Genomic DNA, 16,500 nt, shown 5'->3' on the forward strand with positions numbered 1-16,500 from the left:
GCTGCGGCTGCGGTCAGAACAGATGCGGCGGCCGGACGTCGGTCATGTCGCGCGGCAACGGCTCGTCGAGTTCGAACTCGATGCCCGGATAGTCCTGCAAACGTCCGCTGAATTCGGTTTCGCGCTCGCTGGTGAAGAGGCCATCGAGGAAGTCGAACGACAGGTGGCCGACCAGCGCCTTCAACGCCAGTTCGGCGCTGCGCTTCGGCCCCGCGACGATGTCGCCCGAGTCCGTGCGCACGCAGAAGGCGCCGTTGCTCGCTTCCATCGCGCCGATGTCGATCACCTTGCCGTCCACGTTCTGCGCCAGCACGCGCTGTTCGACCGCGAACAGCCTGAAGGGACGCGCAAGGCCGGCGGGCGCATCGGCGTCGGATGGCGGGTCTGAGCGATTGGACATGATTCGGTTCTCCATGGCTGCGTCGGTAAGATGCGGTCAGCAAGGGCCGCGCCCGCCGGCGCATCGGAGCCGCATGGAAAAGCACAAAAAAAACCGGACGCACGAGGCGTCCGGATTCGAAACGATTCGCGGCGCGCGGCCGCGATGTATCGCTTGATAGCAGCCCTGGAAGCTGCTTTAGAAGCTGCTTTAGAAGCTGCTTTAGAAGCTGCTTTAGAAGCTGCTTTAGAAGCGGTGGATGATACCCACGCCCGCCGCGAACTGACTGCGCGAGGACGACGGCTGGCCCTGGAAGCCATCGCCGATCGATGCAGTCGCATTGATCTGGCGGTTGACCGCGCCCGTCGGCGTAAACACCGGCGTGCCCAGCGTGCGGCCATTCGCGCGCTGGAACGCTTCCAGTGCGTACAGGCCCGTGCGCTTCGACAGCGAGTAGTACTGGGAGAGGTTGAACTGATGGTACGACGCTGCGTCGTCGATGCCGTTCGCCTTGCTGGCCCACGTGTAGCTGTAGCCTGCCGCGAAGTCCCATGCCGTCGTCGCCTTCCAGTGCAGCACGGTGCCGGCCGTATTGAAGACGGCCGTGTCGCTAAACTTCGAGTTGATGCCCGGGATGTACTGAACGTTCGTGTACGTCGCCGAGACATCCCACGCGCTGTTGAAGGTGTAGCCGAAGCCCACCGCGAAGCGGTTCTGCGCCTGTGCGCCCTGGTAGCCGTTGGTCACCGCCGACACGCCCGACTGACCGCCGGTGTTGGTCGTCGAGTCCGCGCCGTACACGCCGCCGCCGTTGGTCGAGTTGTTGATGCGCGTGAACGCCACTGCGCCGCCGATCGGGCCTTGCTGATACTGGATCGCAGCCGACCACGTGGAACCCTGGTAGGCGCTGTCCGGCACGCCCGCGAGCGAGTACGAACCGCTCACCGTGAAGCCGTACAGCTTCGGCGACGTATAGACGATCGAGTTGTTCGCGCGGTAGATCGTGTCGAGTTCGTCCAGATCGCCCGGGTGCGCGCCGAAGTAGCCCGTCAGCCAGTTGGTCGGGCTGTACGGCGACATCAGCGTGTAGTACGAGGTGTATTGACGGCCCAGCGTGAGGGTACCGTAGCCCGGGTTCGTCAGACCGACCCATGCCTGGCGGCCGAACATCGCGTTGGTGTACTGCTGGCCGCCGGTGTTGATGTTGAAGCCCGATTCCAGCTGGAAGATGGCCTTGTTGCCGCCGCCCAGATCTTCAGCGCCCTTCAGGCCGAAGCGGCTGCCCGCCCAGATGCCCGACGCCATCTTGACGTTGGAGCGGCCGCCGCTGTTCGATCCCAGCGACGTCTGGCTGCTTTGATAGACGATCGAATCGTCGACGATACCGTAGAGCGTAACGCTGCTCTGGGCGAAAGCCGGTGCCGCGGCCGCAAATGTCGTGGCTGCGACGGCAGCGGCCTGGGTCAGCGCGAAACGCTTCATTTTTTATCTCCTCATGCAATGGGCTGAACTTGTGTCGTCGACTTGTGGAACCGGTGCCGCCGAAGCAGCTTCACGTGTATCAAGTCGTAACTTTTATCGACGGGAAGTGTATGGCTTACAGACAGAATGCGAAAGAACGTCACACTTTGTTGTCGTTTTTTTTCACTGTCTGGTTAACCAGAATTTTCGCAAGCTGCGTTTGGCGGCATCCGGTCGCGAAACTGACGATTACCTGACGTCAACATGGCTTCGGAGCGCGTTTGGCATGAGACGAACGATTGCGCGGCGAACGCGGGCAGATCGCCGGGAACGTCGATTCCACGGGGTTGCAGGGGATGTTGAGATGCCTGGAAAGGCGGCGCCGGGTGATACCGGCGCGAGGAACGTGTGGTGCGGATCAGCTGACCCGCGACGTCAGGATCGGCATTACTTTGATCAAGCGTCTGGCTTTCGGCTCAGCGCTGACGCACTGAAACCGAAAGCAGGAAGGAAGCTTTACGTCAGCATCCGCAAGCGCCAGGAAGCGCCGCTGGCGGTGTTCACGGCCGGCTCAGGGCTCGATTTTCGTGCGCAGTTCGCGCGCCGTTTCCAGAAGCCCTTCATAGCCCGAGCGCGCATGCGCGGGAAGATCGGGGTCGCCGACCAGCGTGCCGAGCGTCTCGATGATGCTGAACAGGATGCCCTTCGCCGCGCCCGCGGCCATCTTGCCGGCCGCGTAGGATTGGTCAACGTGCGAGATCGCCGCGTCGAAGTGCTCGACTTCGGGATGCGCATCGTCGATGTGCGGAGCGTCGTTGCGCGGCTCGGTCGGGTCGTTGTTCATGATGGATGTCCTCCGTGCGTGAGCGTTCGCCTGCTGTCGATGGGCTGCCTTCTGTCCTGTATAACGCCGCGCCGCGGCGCGCGCAATCGAGAGCGCTCCGCAGGAAGTCCGCTCACGAAGCCGGCAGTTCCTGCACTGGCTGAATGAAATGCACGCGACGCGTCTCGCCGCCGCCGCGACCGGTGCCGTGCGCCACGCCTCGTTCCGACAGCAACGCACGCAGGTCCAGGATCACCGGGAACACCTCGTGGTTGTGATCCGCGCCCTGGCGGTCATGCGCTTCCTGTTCACGCTCGACGATCCACCGGTCTTCCGTGAAAATGCGCTCCGTGAACCAGACCAGCAGCGGCCACGCGGCGTCGAGCACCAGCGGCAGCTTCGGGCGGCGGATCGACAAGAGGCCGAAGGTGCGGTTGGTGCGCTGCTCGGCGTCGAGCGGCACGTAGGCGATCCACAGATCCATCACCATGGTCTCGTCCTTGGTCCGGATCTTGAGCGTCTGCCACGGGTACTCGGTGCGGACCGTCATGACGTCCTTGTTCGAGTCGTCGGGCTTCGCGCCGCGCTTCTGGCTGAACACCAGCGCCTCGCCGAGCGGCTGCTTGCCCGCCTCCCGCGCGAATACGTAATCGACCTCGATCCAGTCATCCCCGCGACGCCGCCCAAGCGAGCGCGCGCGCATGCTGCCCATCTGCCGGCGATGCAGGAACTGATGGTTCATGTCCATCAGGTTTTCGTGCATGAAGGTGTAATGGCACTTCACATCGCCGCCGAAACGGCGGGTCTTGTAGGCGCGATCATCGGCGGAACCGAGTTCGGGGAACTTCGCTTCCGCGGCGAGCGCCGGGTCGCCGGTGAACACGAAAATCAGTCCCGCCGCCTCGCGGCACGGATACGCGCGCACGCCGTTGGGCAGGCGCTCGCGGCCGAGATAGGGAATGTCGGTGCAGCGGCCAGTGCAGTCGTAGGTCCAGCCGTGATAGCAGCAACGGATCGACTCGCCGTCGACGACCCCCGCCGACAACGGCACCTGCCGATGCGCGCAGCGGTCTTCGAGCGCGAACACCTGGCCCGATTCGGTGCGCACGAGCACGATCGGATCGCCGGCGAACTTTACGCCGTGCGCGCGGCCGCGCTTCACCTCGCGCGACCACGCGAGCGGATACCAGTTGTCTGGATGGATATCGACGCGGCGCAGATCGCGCGTCGGTCTTGCGGGTGTATCAGTGGAACCGGCTTCCTGCTCGCCTTGCGGCAACGCTGCGTGCATGTACGACGCCTCCGGGAAAGGTGAAATCGGATTGAGCGCCCCGGGCGACTGCGGCGCAATGAACGACCATTCGCAGTCTACACGGCGACGTCCGTTTCGGCGCGCGCAACCTTGCGTTTCGGCGCGCGCAACCTTGCCCGGAATTATGCCGATGTCAAAGCGCCCCGCCCCGCGTCCCCGAGGTGCGCGTGCAGATGATCGATCAGCGCGCGCACCTTCGGCGGCAGGAAGCGGTTCGGCGGATACAGCAGCCACACCGGGCCCTGATAGGCGCGCACCTGGATCTCCCAGTCGGCCAGCACGAGCTGCACGCTGGCGGCGGCGAGCGCGTCGCGGGCAGCAAATTCCGGCAGCGCCGCGATGCCGAGCCCGCGTTCGGCCGCCTCCAGCCGCGCGCCCGCGTGGTTCGCGAGGTAGCGTCCGTGCACCGTGACCGTCGCCGTCTCAGCGCTCTCTCTGTCCGCGTGGGTCGCGTGCCGGGTGAAGCGCCAGCGATTGTCGTCGGCGGTTTCTCCGAGATACAGACAGTCGTGCGCCGTGAGTTCGCGCGGATGCTCCGGCACACCCCGCTCGCGCAGATACTCCGCCGACGCGCACAGCAGCCAGCGCACGCGCCCGAGCGGGCGGGCAGCGAGTCCTTGCGGCGGCTGGTCGGTTGCGCGGATGACGAGATCGATGTCGTGTTCGAGCGGATCGATGTCGTGGTCGCTGAAGACGAGCTGCACGTCGACGTCCGGATAGGCCGCGAGAAACGCAGGCCCGAGCGGATGGATAACGGATTTTGCATAGGCCGTCGGCGCCGAAAGCGTGACGCGTCCCTGCGGCTTGCCGGTGGAAAGACCCGCGGCATCGACGGCGGCCGCGGCGGCGGCGGCCATGTCGCGGCAGTATCGATACACCTGCTGCCCGGCTTCCGTGACGCGGACCTTGCGGGTCGAGCGTTCGAGCAGGCGCGTGGCGAGCGCCTCTTCGAGACGCTTGATCTGACGGCTCACCGTGGAGGGCGGCGTGCCCAACTGCCGCGCGGCAACGGAAAAGTTGCCGGCGTCGACCACGCGCGCGAACACGGCCATGTCGGGCATCAGGGCAAACAGATCGACGGGATTCATTTGTGCATCGGCGACAATAACGCTGTGCGTGACGACCCGATTATCGCGCGCGACGCATCATTCGACAATGACGGCTTCTTCTGCATTTTTAATTCCGGAGCTGTCCATGTCCCGCGAATCGCCCGCCCGCCGCGTGCTGCCGCTTGCCGATCTGCTGCTCTTCGCCGTCGCGATGGTGTGGGGCAGCAGTTATGGCGTCGTCAAAAGCGCGCTGGCGTTTTATCCCGTGCTCGGGCTGCTGACCCTGCGCTTCGGCATCACGTTCTGCCTGCTGGCCGTCAATCTGCGGCATCTGCGGTCGGCAAGCGGGAAAACGCTTGCCGGTGTGATCGTGCTCGGCCTCTTGCTGCTGTCGATCTTTCTCGCCGAAACCTTCGGCGTCTTGCACACGCGTGCTGCGAATGCCGCGTTTCTCATCAGTCTGTGCGTCGTGCTGACGCCGCTCATCGAGTGGGGCCTGCTGCGCCGACGTCCCTCGACGCCCGAATGGACGGCAGTCGGCGTGTCCTTTGCGGGCGCCTGGCTGCTTGCCGGCAACGGCACCCTTTCCTTCGATTTCAATCTGGGCGACGGCCTGATCCTCGCTGCGGCGGTGCTGCGCGCGCTTTCGGTGTGCGTGACCAAGCGCGTGCTGCGAGCGGGGCCGCTGCCCGCGCTCACGGTGACGGCCGTGCAGGCGGGTGTCGTGACGATCGGCAGCGCGGCGCTCACGATGACGTTCGCGCCGGCGCAATGGCAGCCGCTGCCGTCAGTCGCCGGACATACGGCGTTCTGGGGCTCGGTGCTGTACCTCGTGTTGGCATGCACGCTGTTTGCATTCTTTGCGCAAAACTACGCGATCGGGCGTAGCAGTCCGACCCGCGTGTCCCTGCTGATGGGCAGCGAGCCGGCGTTCGGTGCGTTGTTCGCAAGCGTATGGCTCGGTGAACATGTCTCGACTGCCGGATGGATCGGCGGCGCGATGATCGTAGCCGCCTCCTTCATGGCAAGCGTTTCATGGCGCGGACGGTTGTCACGCGCAGGTGCGGGTGCGGGTGCGGGTGCGGGTGCGGGTGCGGGTGCGGGTGCGGGTGCGGCGGAAGCTTGAATGCGCTAGGCCATTTTTTCGAACACGACGCTGAAATTGTTCGCGGGCATTGCGATGACCTCCTTGAGCGCAAAGCCGACGCGCGCGCCTGATCTTTCCACCTCCTCCAGATCACGCACGCCCCAGCGCGAATCGCGCGCGCGCAGCTGTTGATCGAAGGCCTCGTTGCTCGGCGCTGTGTGCGAACCGTTGCGTCTGTAAGGCCCGTACAGATACAGCACGCCCCCCATGCCGAGTCGCGCGCCGGCGCCTTCAAAGAGTGCCTCCGTGGCCGCCCACGGCGCAATGTGGATCATGTTGATGCACACCACCGCCGATACCGCGTCGATTCCCCAGTCATCGCTCGTCACGTCGATAGCAAGCGGCTCGCGCAGGTTCGCCAGTCCGGCGTGAGCACGCCAGGCGGCGATGGAGTCGCGCGAGGCGGCATCGGGATCGCTCGGCTGCCAGACGATGTCCGGCAACGCGGCAGCGCAATGCGTCGCATGTTGTCCGGTTCCGCTCGCGATCTCGAGCACGACGCCCTGATGGGGCAGCACTCGCCTGAGGACCGACAGGATTGCATCGCCATTGCGCTCAGCGGCCGGGGCGCGGCGGCGGATGCCGGTTTCGGACGGCGGTGTGTCGCGGGGATCGGATGCTGCGTCGGTCATTTGGGTCGTGTCTTGGTGAGGGTGTGAGTGATGGTGTTGCGGATCGCCGGCGATCGGGTGGGAATGAGGGTTTGGGTTTTCGGTATTTGGATGTTGCGGGCTCGATCGGCGTGGATGCCTTACCTTGTCGCGCATGTCAACGTCTCGCAAGACGGGTCATACGCGAGAAAGACTTGCAGTGTCAGAGGCTTTCGTGACTGTCGCCACTTCCGCTTGCTTTCGCGGATGCTGCGGCCCTCGCGACGTGCCACGTTTGCGGCTTCTGCGACTCTCGCCGCTCACGAGACTTTGCGGCATTCGCAACGCGCCTGGTCACCCGCAACGCCCGTGGCGCCCGCAGGCGCCTCGCACCGACGCAAAAAACTCAACATACAGCATGCGACCGCTACGCCGCTGGGCTCGATTCGTGCTGCTCCGGCCCGCGGCAAGCGTGGCGGGACATGAAACCTGTGTATGCTCCCGGTTGATCCCGCGTTTGCCGCTCATTTTGCATGATGCGTTTTGCATGCGAAATGCCATTTTGCATGCATGACCGATGCATGCAAGACACATCAAGGCACCCGCTCGCAACGCTTCCCGGCGCAACGAAGCAGAGCACGCGGCGCAATCGAAATGGAGTGAAGCATGCAGCATGATTCGAACCAGCAGGCGCCGAAGCAGCCGAACCCCGGCCCCGACGACGACATGATCGCCTTTGCAAGCGAAGTGTTCGACGTGGCCCGGCGCGGCGACGCCACCATGCTCGACGCCCTGCTGTCCAAGGGTCTGCCGCCCAATCTGCGCAACGACAAGGGCGACAGTCTTGTGATGCTTTCGAGTTATCACGGCCACGCCGACGCCGTGCGCGTGCTGCTCGAGCACAACGCCGATCCGGATCTGCGCAACGACAACGGCCAGACGCCGATCGCGGGCGCCGCGTTCAAGGGCTTCACGGACGTAATCGAGACGCTGCTCGCGCACGGCGCCGATGTCGAAGGCGCCTCGCCCGATGGACGCACCGCGCTGATGATCGCCGCGATGTTCAATCGTGTGGAGATCGTCGAGTTGCTGATCGAACGCGGCGCGGATCCGGATGCGCGCGATGCCGGCGGCTTCTCGGCCCGAGACGCCGCCGAAAAGATGGGCGCTCCCGATACCGCCGCCCTCCTCGTCGAAATACTGGCCGCGCGCAATCGCCCGGGCGCGGCATGAGGACGTCGGCGCGAGCGCACGGCGGCGGCAAGCGGCCCGTCACGACGCATCGACGTCAGCCTGTGGCACTTTGCATTCAGCCTTTTGCATGCATGATGCAACCCGTCTTGGCGAGGGACGCACGAAGCATGCAGGGCGCAGTGTGTTAAAACGGGTGCGCCGCTCGCAACCGCGCAGCGCTGACGCAGACGCAAATGCACGCGCACAAGCCAACAGCGACTGCGCGACGCCACGATCCGACCAACGACAATCAAGACCGACAAGCAGGTAATTCGGAACCATGGAGCTTTTGTGATGACAGGCGGTTTCCCGCATCGGGGTCATGGGTCGTCGAACCGTGAGCGCGCGCCTCGCCGCGTGCGCCCGATCGATGACGCCTTGCACGCGGCCGCGTACTGCCTGGCGCGCCTGTTGGCGCGCACGCTGGCGCTCGTCGCCCTATGCGCATGGGTTGGCGCACGAACCTGCGCACGACTTTGCATACGAACCCGCGCAAGAACACTTGCAGGAATCTGTCCGCGAACCCCCAACGCCCTTCGGCCTCGCACCGCCGCGACCCTCCTGGGCGCCGCGGCGCTCTCCGCATGCGGCTTGCTGCCGCAACAGGTGCCCGCACCGATCGTCGAGCATTCCTACATCCCGACGCCAGCCGAAGCCGCGCCCAGCGAGCCTGAGGAGCCCTTGCCCGAAGTGCAGGCACCCGAGCCCGCCTCCGCCGTCAAGCCCGCGCCGGCACCGAAGCCCAAGCGGCGCATCGTCCGGCCGAAACCGCAGGAGCCGGCCGTCGCACCGCCGCCTGAGCCGGCCGAGCCTCCACCGCCTCCGCCGATCATCTCGACGCGCACCATGCAGCACGATCAGTTGCACGGCCTCCTCGATGCCGAAGTGCAGCGGCCCGACGGCAAGGTCGTCGGCCGCGCCGTGGACATGTATATCGATGCTGCCGCGAAACCCAAGCTGCTGATGGTGAACCTGGCCGGTTTCATGGGCGTCGGCGACCGCAAGGTCAATTTCCCGTGGACGGCTTTCCGCTTCACGCCCAATGCGAAGGGCGCGCCGATCACCTTCGTGCAACCGTCGCCGCCCGCCAAGGGCAAGCCCGCGGATCCGGCGCCGAAGCCTCAACCGGTCAATGAGGCGCCCGCGAATCTCGTGCAGCTGGTCGACTCGACGGTGTCGCAGAAGAGCGGCGCGCGCATCGGCCGGGTGGTCGACGTGCTGGTCGATTCGCAGGCGCAGCCGCAGGCGCTCGTCCTCGATCTGTCGAGTTCGCTGGCCGAGGACAAGCGCCATGTGGCCGCCAACTGGGGCGACCTGCATGTCATCTCGCACAACAAGCAATGGCAATTACAGATGGACTTCAACGACGCGCAACTGAAGGCGACGCCGACCTACTCGCCCGAGCAGCCGATCAAGATCGTCTCGCCGGTGGCGCCGGTGGCGCCGGAAGCGGCGTCGGCGACGGCGGGCGCGTCGGCCGCGTCGGGAACATCAGGCGCGGCAGCGACGGGCCCCACAGGGACGACGGCTTCGGGCGCTGTGTCGGCGCAGAAGCCGGCCTCCAGCGCGCGTCCCGCCAAATAACGGATAACGACATCGAGAACAGATTCACAACATGGTAATTGCACGCAGTCTGCGCGCGCTCGACTGGCTGAACTTCTTTGTCGCCAACGTGCAGACCGGCTTCGGCCCCTTCATCGCTTCGTACCTTGCGGCCAACAAATGGACGCAGGGCGAGATCGGCCTGATGCTTTCCGTCGGCACGATCAGCGCGATGGCGAGCCAGTTGCCGGCCGGCGCGCTCGTCGACGCCATGCGCAACAAGAAATTCGCTGCGCTTTCCGCGATCGTCGCGATCATCGTGAGCGCGCTGTTGCTCGCCGCGAGTCCGACCTTCGTCCCTGTGTTCGCCGCCGAAGTGCTGCACGGCTTCGCGAGCTGCATGCTCGTCCCGGCGATGGCCGCGATCTCGCTTGCCCTCGTCTCGCGCGCCGATCTCGGCGACCGGCTGGGCCGCAATGCGCGCTGGGCATCGATCGGCAGTGCACTGACCGCCGCACTGATGGGCGCATTCGGCGAGTACCTGTCGCTGCGCTCGGTCTTCTTCCTGACCGCCGCACTCGCGGTGCCGGCGATCTTCGCGCTGCGCATGATCCATTACGACATGGCGCCCGCCATATCGCGCGCACCGCCCGGCAAGTCGAAGATCACGCACGAGGGTGAGGAACGCGAGTCGCTGCGCGAGTTGCTGAAAGACCGGCGCCTCTTGATCTTCGCAATGTGCGTCGTGCTGTTCCACCTGTCGAACGCGGCGATGCTCAATCTCGCCGCCGGCGAAGTCACCGCGCACATGGGCGACAACGTTCAACTCGTGATCGCCGCGTGCATCATCGTGCCGCAGTTCCTCGTCGCGTTGATGTCGCCGTGGGTCGGACGCCAGGCGCAGAAGTGGGGACGCAGGCCGGTGCTGATCCTCGGCTTCTGTGCGCTGCCCGTGCGCGCGATCCTGTTCGCCGGCGTGAGCAGCCCTTACCTGCTCGTGCCGGTGCAGATGCTCGACGGCATCAGCGCGGCGGTATTCGGCGTAATGCTGCCGCTCATCGCGGCGGACGTCGCGGGCGGACGCGGGCATTACAACCTGACCATCGGTTTCTTCGGTCTCGCGGCGGGCGTCGGCGCGACGCTGTCCACCGCGGCGGCGGGCTTCGCCGCCGACCGCTTCGGCACGACCATGAGCTTCTTCGGTTTGGCGGGCGCAGGCGCGCTGGCCGTGCTGATGGTGTGGCTCGCGATGCCCGAGACCCGCACCGAGCACGCGAAGACGGTGGAAGCGGAGCCGCCGGTCAAGGCCTGACCTTGCACGCGCGCAGTGAAGCTACGCCCTACCGCAACGGCTTCAGGCCTTCGAGCAGCGTCGGGATCAGTTCGCTCACGGTCGGGTGGATGTGCATCGCGCGCTGCAGCGTCGTGTAGGGCGCATCCGCGTTCATGATGTCGATGAAGGTATGGATCGCCTCGTCGCCTTCTATGCCATAGATTGCGGCGCCCAGGAACCGCTTGGTGCGCGCATCCACGAGCGCCTTCATGAAGCCATCGGTTTCGCCGCGCTCGCGCGCCCGGCCGACACGCGCCATCGGCATCGTCGCGATGAGCGCTTCGCGGCCGTCCTTCCGCACTTCTTCCTCGCTCATGCCCACGCGCGCGAACGGAGGATCGACGAACACCGCGTACGCCATGATGCGCGTGTCGACGCTGCGCGCCTCGCCATCCAGCAGGTTCGAAGCGACGATCTCATAGTCGTTCCATGAGGTATGCGTGAACGCGCCGCGTCCGTTCACGTCGCCGATTGCATAAATGCCCGGCACACGGGTGCGCAACTGGCCATCCACATCGATCATGCCGTGCCGGTTCACTGCGATGCCCGCATGCTCGAGGCCAAGATCGTCGGTGTTCGGCGTGCGGCCGGTGGCGAACAGCAGATGCGACGCATCGACCGTCCCCGCGCCGGTCACGATGCGCACGCCGGCCGCCAGCGGCTCGACGCCCTGCAGGTCGGTGCCGAAGCGGAACTCGACGCCCTCGCGCGACAGCACGTCCTGCATCCCGCGTGACACGTCCTTGTCCTCGCGCGTGAGGATCCGCTCGCCGCGCACGAGCAGGGTCACGCGGCTGCCGAAACGCCGGAACATCTGGCCGAATTCGAGCGCGATATAACTGCCTCCGACGATCACCAGATGTTCCGGCACCTCGGTGAGTTCGAGGATGGAGGAGTTGGTCAAATAGGGCACGCTGTCGAGGCCGTCCACGCGCGGAACCGCGGCGCGCGTGCCCGTGTTGATGAAGACGAGATCGGCATCGATGTCCTGGGTCGAGCCGTCGGCCGCCTCGATGCGCAATGCATGCGGCCCTGTGAAGCGGCCATGGCCCTTGAACACGGTGACGTTCTTCGTGCTGCGCAGCCACTTCTCGACGCTGCTGCGTGAACTGCCGATCACCTCGTCCTTACGCGCCTTCACGCGCGCCATGTCGATCGCGATGTCGCCGTCGATCACCACGCCGTAGCGCGCCGCCGTGCGCGCGACATGCGCGGCCCGCGCACTGGCCACGTAGGTTTTGGTGGGCGTGCAGCCGACATTCACGCAGGTGCCCCCAAACAGATGCCGCTCGATCACCGCCGTGCGCCGGCCGCTTTCGGCCAAACGTACCGCGAGCGGCGAACCGCCCTGTCCCGTGCCGATGACGACTGCATCGAAATGCTGTGACATGGTGAGGCCTCCGTGATCCGTTGCGAGCGCGCCATCGTGGATGGCGATGCGCTCCACATGAGTCCAAACATAGGTCGAAGCATCTTACGCGCAAGCCGCCGCGGCTTCAGGAACGCTGCACCGGGCGCCCGTTGCGGACATGGGCATGACACGTGCTGCTTTTGTGTGAATCATGCCGCGCGTCCAGGCGTGCGGCTTTCGTCCTTTCCGGCTCAAGCAACCGAAGGCATTCATGATCGAGACGTTATGGTTTCTCGTCGTCGGCGGCGTGCTCATCTTCATGGGCCTTGCCAGTTCGATGTTCCGGCGCCTGCCGATCAGCACCGCGATGTGCTATCTGGCGATTGGCTTCGCGCTGGGCCCCGCCGCGGCCAATCTGCTGACGCTCCACCTCGCCACCGACGCAACGATCCTGCGGCGCATCACCGAAGTCGCGATGCTTGCTTCGCTGTTCGCCATTGGTCTGCGCCTGCGCGTGCCGCCGACCGATCGCATCTGGCTCCTGCCCGTGCGTCTCGGGCTGGTCGCGATGGTGCTCACCGTCGTCGCGCTCACGGTCTTCGGTGCTTATGTGCTCGGCCTCGGCTGGGGGCCGGCGTTGTTGCTCGCCGCTATGCTTGCGCCAACCGATCCCGTGCTGGCGCACGACGTGCAGGTGGAAACGCCCGGCGACATCGACTTGCTGCGCTTTTCGCTGACCGGCGAAGGCGGCCTGAACGACGGCATTGCACTGCCCTTCGCGCTGCTCGGCATCGCGGTGTGCAGTCTCGAGGCCAAGCCAAGCGAAGCGCTGCATTGGAGCTTTGCGTTGCAGGCCGCATGGGGTATCGGGGGGGCGCTCACCAGCGGCTGGCTGCTCGGCGCATTGTCGGTGCGGCTCGTCGCGTATCTGCGCACGCGCCACGGACAGGCACTGGGGCCGGAAGGCTTCTATGCGCTGGGACTGATCGCGCTGTCGTACGGCGTCGCGGAGCTGATGCATACCTATGCCTTCCTCGCGGTATTCGCGGCGGGACTCGCGATGCGCCGCGTCGAACAGAAGGCGAGCGGCGACAAGACGCCGCGGCAGGCGGTCGGCAAAATCGATGCGGACGATGTCGGCGCGGCCGCGGCCGATCCCGAACGCGCGCACGCTTTCGTGGCCGAGCGCGTGCATGGCTTCACGATCGAACTGGAACGTATCGCCGAGGTGGCGATCATGCTGATGGTCGGCGCCCTGCTTGCGACGATGTGGCGCGAGCTCTTCACGTGGCAAGCCGCGGCGCTGATTGCGGCGCTCTTCCTCGTGCTGCGGCCGGCGGCCGTCGAGCTTTCGCTGATCGGCTCCCACGCGACTGGCACGCAACGGCGGCTCATGAGCTGGTTCGGCATACGCGGGGTGGGCTCGTTCTATTACTTGCTCTTTGCGCTCGAACACGCCCCGCGCGATATCGCGGCGCCGCTCGTGCCGCTCGTCATCGCGACCATTGCGGCATCGGTCGTGGTTCACGGCATTACCGCCACGCCGCTCATGAACCGCTATCAGCGCTCGAGCGCGGACGATTGACTGCGCGCTTGCCGGGATGCACGGGCGCGCGGCATCATCGTCATGCACAACCCTTTCGAGGATGTTCAAGCGTGAAACATCTGCTCTTCTTCTGCGGTCATGCGGGCACCGGCAAGACCACGCTGGCCAGGCGCCTGTTCGCGCCGCTCAGCCGCGCCGCCGGCGAGCCTTTCTGTCTGCTCGACAAGGACACGCTCTACGGGCCGTACAGCGCCGCCGCGATAGGCGCGCTCACCGGCGATCCGCACGATCGCGACAGCCCACGGTTCATCGAACACTTCCGGGATCCCGAATACCGCTCGCTGATGAATACAGCGGCGGAAAACCTGTCGCTGGGTACGAGCGTGATCGTCGTTGCGCCGCTCACGCGCGAAGTGCGCAGCGGCCGCCTGTTCGAGCGCGCGTGGCTGGGTATCGGCGACGATGTCGCGATCCGTGTCGTATGGGTTCACACCGCGGAGGCGGTGGCGCGCGAGCGCATTCTTGCCCGCGCTGATCCAAACGATGCGTACAAGCTGGCGCATTGGGACGAGTATCGCCAGCGCCTGTTCGTACCCGACGACACCCTCGCCCGCACGCTCGTGATGGTCGACAACACCGCGCCCTCGGACCAGGCCGATGCGGACTTGCTTGCGCGTCTGATCGAGACGGGATGAGGCAGGTTGCATTACGCGTTTTGTATTACGCGTAATGAATGCACCTTATGAATGAGTCTTAGGCGGCCGCGAGCTGCCGCGCCGGCGTCAGCGCATTCGCGCCTTCGTACAGCTTGCCGAAACGGTTGCCGAGAAACGCCTCGAGAGGTACTTGCTCCTGACGCACGAAGCCGGACTGCGGCAGCACGCCCTCGCGGAACAGATCGAGTTCGGCGCAAATCGCGCCGGCCGTGGTGATCTGGATGGCGCTCATCGGCACGCCGCACACATGCTTCGCGAAAATCTTGCGCGTGAACACGTCCTGCACGAGCTGGCCGTGACGCATGCCCGTCACCGTGACGAAGATCAGCACCACGTCCTGCGCCGTCGACGGCACTGCGCGTTTGAGCATGGTCTTGAGACCATCGCGGTCAGTGGACATGCGCAGATCGTCGAGCAGGAATTGCATCAGATCGCGGTGCCCTGGATAGCGCACCGACTTGTAGTCGAGTGATTCCACCTTGCCGGCGAGCGTTTCGCATAGGGTGCCCAGTCCGCCAGACGTGTTGAACGCCTCGTATTCGATGCCGTCGAGCGAAAAATGCTCCACCCCTTCGAGCGGCTGCACCCACTGCGTACGGCCGTCGCGAATCGCCTCGCAGGGCTGGCAATACTCGTTGATGAGCCCGTCGATGCTCCACGTGAGGTTGTACTTGAGCGCGTTGGTCGGAAACTCGGGCAGCGCGCCGACGCGCATCTTTACTTCGCGAACATCGTCGAGACGCTTCGCGAGATCGTGCGCCACGATGCCGATGAAACCCGGCGCGAGACCGCATTGCGGCATGAAGGCGAGTCCCGAACCGTCGGCGATGGCGCGGATCGCATGCGTCGCGCGGACATCCTCGGTCAGATCGAAATAATGGACGCCGGCCGCCTTCGCTGCCGAGGCGACGTTGATCGCGAGGTAGTAAGGCAACGCGTTGACGAGGGCGTCGAAGCCTTGCAGCGCCTGCCGCAGCGCGGGGGTATCGGCGGAATCGACACGGCGTGTCGCGAAGCCTTGCGCGTCGAGGAGCGCGAGCGCGTGTTCGTCGCGATCGAACGTGACAACGTCGAAATCCCCGCTGTCACGCAACAGCTGAGCAATGCTTCGACCGATCAATCCGGCGCCGACGAGAGCCACTTTCATATTCGTCTCCTTGTGTGTGTTCGAGTGGGGCCGAAGCCTTCTTCAAACAGTGTAGGAGCGAACGAATGCGGTTCCTAGACGCAAAATGATGCGCTTCGACGAACGTTTTCGACGTTTTGACCATGCAACGCTGCATTTTGTCGTGTTCCGCTAGCCAGCCCGATCGATCTTGCGCGCCAGGATGATGGACGTCGTCGTCCGCTCGACGCCTTCCAGTGCACCGATTTCGTCGAGCAGATCGTTCAGGCGGTCGGGTGAGTCGGCGCGTAGCCAGGCGACGTAATCGAACTCGCCGCTCACCGCGCAGAGCAACTGGATCTCGGGCATGCGCGCGAAACGCTTCTGCAAATCGCGCCCATATCGCGGCGTCAGCTTGATGCCCACGTAGGCCTGGATGCTCGCGTCGAGCACGTCCTGCCCAAGCCGGACGCCATAGCCCGCGATCACCTGGTTCTTCTCGAGCCGCGCAATGCGGGCGATCACCGTCGTGCGCGCGACGCCAAGCTGCCGCGCGAGTTCAGCGACGCTCTCACGCGCGTTCATCTGCAACAGCGCGACGAGGTTGCGATCGATGTCGTCGAGTTGATCGAGGCGCGGCGGTCTCATGTGTGCGTTGTCCCTGGCGTGTGGTTTTGGCTGGTCTGGTTCTAAGCGTTTTGCGTTTTGAATGCCAAAGGGTATCCGACGTTTGCTTTCGGTATATGGGCAAGCAGTGTGCGATTTCCCCTGGATTCTCAGGCTCGCGGACTCACGTGCGAGCCAGTAGCCGAACAACGGAGTAACACAGCAACTTCATGCCTGCCTTACATCTCGCCCTCCCCCGCTTCACTCCCGCCGTGCTGTGTTTTGCGTTACGCGTTTCGAATGCAAA

General features: G+C 65.1%; 15 protein-coding genes. 6 read left to right on the forward strand and 9 right to left on the reverse strand.

Annotated features, from left to right (window positions below):
* Positions 1 to 13: 13 nt before the first annotated feature.
* The 5 genes from QCE63_RS08765 to QCE63_RS08785 all read right to left on the reverse strand — a co-directional run bounded on the left by QCE63_RS08765 (position 14) and on the right by QCE63_RS08785 (position 5,063).
* Positions 14 to 400, reverse strand: a complete 387-nt coding sequence (locus QCE63_RS08765; RefSeq protein WP_309832353.1) for a hypothetical protein — start codon at positions 398 to 400, stop codon at positions 14 to 16.
* Positions 401 to 625: 225 nt separating this feature from the next.
* Positions 626 to 1,861, reverse strand: a complete 1,236-nt coding sequence (locus tag QCE63_RS08770; RefSeq protein ID WP_309832354.1) for a porin — start codon at positions 1,859 to 1,861, stop codon at positions 626 to 628.
* A 550-nt stretch (positions 1,862 to 2,411) separates the two neighbouring features.
* Complete coding sequence (locus QCE63_RS08775; RefSeq protein WP_309832355.1) at positions 2,412 to 2,684, reverse strand: hypothetical protein; 273 nt, start codon at positions 2,682 to 2,684, stop codon at positions 2,412 to 2,414.
* Positions 2,685 to 2,796: 112 nt separating this feature from the next.
* Entirely contained in the window at positions 2,797 to 3,954 is a 1,158-nt protein-coding gene (locus QCE63_RS08780) for an aromatic ring-hydroxylating dioxygenase subunit alpha (RefSeq protein WP_309832356.1), read from the reverse strand.
* 143 nt (positions 3,955 to 4,097) lie between these two features.
* Positions 4,098 to 5,063: a LysR family transcriptional regulator gene (locus QCE63_RS08785; protein WP_309832357.1), complete on the reverse strand. Its 966-nt coding sequence runs from the start codon at positions 5,061 to 5,063 to the stop codon at positions 4,098 to 4,100.
* A 106-nt stretch (positions 5,064 to 5,169) separates the two neighbouring features.
* Between QCE63_RS08785 and QCE63_RS08790 the strand changes: the two genes are divergently transcribed.
* Positions 5,170 to 6,150: a DMT family transporter gene (locus tag QCE63_RS08790; protein ID WP_309832358.1), complete on the forward strand. Its 981-nt coding sequence runs from the start codon at positions 5,170 to 5,172 to the stop codon at positions 6,148 to 6,150.
* A gap of 5 nt (positions 6,151 to 6,155) precedes the next feature.
* On the opposite strand, the gene QCE63_RS08795 is transcribed toward QCE63_RS08790, so the two are convergent.
* A complete protein-coding gene (locus QCE63_RS08795) occupies positions 6,156 to 6,803 on the reverse strand; it encodes a DUF938 domain-containing protein (RefSeq protein ID WP_309833739.1) in 648 nt (215 codons plus the stop codon).
* A gap of 684 nt (positions 6,804 to 7,487) precedes the next feature.
* Here QCE63_RS08795 and QCE63_RS08800 point away from each other — a divergent pair.
* From QCE63_RS08800 to QCE63_RS08810, 3 genes are all read left to right on the forward strand, one after another.
* A complete protein-coding gene (locus tag QCE63_RS08800; RefSeq protein WP_404990118.1) occupies positions 7,488 to 7,994 on the forward strand; it encodes an ankyrin repeat domain-containing protein in 507 nt (168 codons plus the stop codon).
* A 591-nt stretch (positions 7,995 to 8,585) separates the two neighbouring features.
* Positions 8,586 to 9,578: a hypothetical protein gene (locus tag QCE63_RS08805; RefSeq protein WP_309832360.1), complete on the forward strand. Its 993-nt coding sequence runs from the start codon at positions 8,586 to 8,588 to the stop codon at positions 9,576 to 9,578.
* Positions 9,579 to 9,609: 31 nt separating this feature from the next.
* Positions 9,610 to 10,848 carry an MFS transporter gene (locus tag QCE63_RS08810; protein ID WP_309832361.1) on the forward strand — a complete coding sequence of 413 codons (1,239 nt, stop codon included), beginning with the start codon at positions 9,610 to 9,612 and terminating at the stop codon, positions 10,846 to 10,848.
* A 28-nt stretch (positions 10,849 to 10,876) separates the two neighbouring features.
* Here the strand turns inward: QCE63_RS08810 and QCE63_RS08815 are convergent, their stop codons facing one another.
* A complete protein-coding gene (locus QCE63_RS08815; RefSeq protein ID WP_309832362.1) occupies positions 10,877 to 12,259 on the reverse strand; it encodes an FAD-containing oxidoreductase in 1,383 nt (460 codons plus the stop codon).
* A gap of 232 nt (positions 12,260 to 12,491) precedes the next feature.
* Here QCE63_RS08815 and QCE63_RS08820 point away from each other — a divergent pair, with 232 nt between their 5' ends.
* Positions 12,492 to 13,805, forward strand: a complete 1,314-nt coding sequence (locus QCE63_RS08820) for a cation:proton antiporter (RefSeq protein ID WP_309832363.1) — start codon at positions 12,492 to 12,494, stop codon at positions 13,803 to 13,805.
* A 71-nt stretch (positions 13,806 to 13,876) separates the two neighbouring features.
* The gene (locus QCE63_RS08825; protein ID WP_309832364.1) at positions 13,877 to 14,461 is read left to right on the forward strand and encodes an ATP-binding protein; all 585 of its coding nucleotides are present in this window, start codon (positions 13,877 to 13,879) and stop codon (positions 14,459 to 14,461) included.
* A gap of 58 nt (positions 14,462 to 14,519) precedes the next feature.
* On the opposite strand, the gene QCE63_RS08830 is transcribed toward QCE63_RS08825, so the two are convergent.
* Both QCE63_RS08830 and QCE63_RS08835 read right to left on the reverse strand, forming a co-directional pair.
* Complete coding sequence (locus QCE63_RS08830; RefSeq protein ID WP_309832365.1) at positions 14,520 to 15,629, reverse strand: saccharopine dehydrogenase C-terminal domain-containing protein; 1,110 nt, start codon at positions 15,627 to 15,629, stop codon at positions 14,520 to 14,522.
* Positions 15,630 to 15,779: 150 nt separating this feature from the next.
* A complete protein-coding gene (locus QCE63_RS08835) occupies positions 15,780 to 16,235 on the reverse strand; it encodes an Lrp/AsnC family transcriptional regulator (protein ID WP_309832366.1) in 456 nt (151 codons plus the stop codon).
* Positions 16,236 to 16,500 lie beyond the last annotated feature (265 nt).

The sequence above is a fragment of the Caballeronia sp. LZ065 genome (assembly GCF_031450975.1).
Lineage (GTDB): Bacteria > Pseudomonadota > Gammaproteobacteria > Burkholderiales > Burkholderiaceae > Caballeronia.